Genomic DNA, 1,021 nt, shown 5'->3' on the forward strand with positions numbered 1-1,021 from the left:
TCGCGGGCCTGCTGCTGCGCGCCGCCTCGGGCAATCCGGTATCGCCCTGGCTCGCCGCGGCGGTCGGCTACCAGCAGCTCTATACGCGCGACACGCTCGAATACGCGAGGCTCGATGCGAATGAAGCGGCCGATGCGATCGCCGAGATTCGCGCGCGCGACCACCTCGACCTGCGCGTGCCCGACCTCAGCGATGCAGGGCTGCAACTGCGCGCCGTGCAGCGCCTGGCATTCCGCGGCCGGCCGCTGATACAGCTGGTCTACCTGCCGCGTCGCGGCGGCCCGGTCGCGCTGTGCGTGATCGCCGAGTCGAAACCTGACCTGGCGGTCAGCGAACGTGCCATCAACCGGATGCGTGTGGTAACGTGGCGCCGCGCCGCGCTCGGCTATGCGCTGATCGGTGCGCCGAACGACGCGCCCGGCGACGTCGACCTCGGCGCGCTGGGCCGGCGCCTCGCCGCGGAACCCGCCACGCCCGCGCCTGCCGCGTCCTCCGCGCCGCCCTCCGGCGAGCATGTGCCGCGAGGCCGGGCCGACTCGTGACGAGGGCTAATAGAGAGAACGACGGAGCGAGCACCGGGGCAAACCCGGTGGCGAACGTGAACAAATGAAAAAAGTGGGCGCGATTCCAGAACAACGCCGCGCGCCGAGCTTATGCTTCACCGAAAATGCGGTGCCGATCGGACCGTCGGCACCCGGCATGGAACAGATCGATCCCTGCCCATTCGATTAGAACGACATAGATTGATGAAACCGGACGATATCCAGTTACTGGCTTACGTGGACGGCAAGCTGCCCTTGCCCGAGCGTGCCGCGATCGACCAGGCGATGCGGGCCTCGCCCGCGCTGGCCGGCCAGGTCGCGCTGCTGCGCGCCTCGGCGCTGCCCTACCGCGATGCCTTCGCCACCCAGGCCTTGCCGCCGATGCCGGCGGGTCTCGCGCACAAGCTCGAGCAGCTCGCGCAGGAGCACGCCGCGGCACCCGCCTTCACGGCCCCGCCCGGCGCCAACGACCCGGCCAT

At 70.1% G+C, this 1,021-nt stretch carries 2 pseudogenes; both read left to right on the plus strand.

The features are described 5' to 3' along the window. Positions 1–542: pseudogene (locus tag F3J10_RS35780) on the plus strand (anti-sigma factor); the annotation flags it as partial. A 204-nt stretch (positions 543–746) separates the two neighbouring features. Next, a pseudogene (locus tag F3J10_RS35785) lies at positions 747–1,021 on the plus strand (anti-sigma factor); the annotation flags it as partial.

It is taken from the genome of Burkholderia sp. Cy-637 (assembly GCF_011753175.1).
GTDB classification, from domain to species: Bacteria; Pseudomonadota; Gammaproteobacteria; order Burkholderiales; family Burkholderiaceae; genus Burkholderia; species Burkholderia gladioli.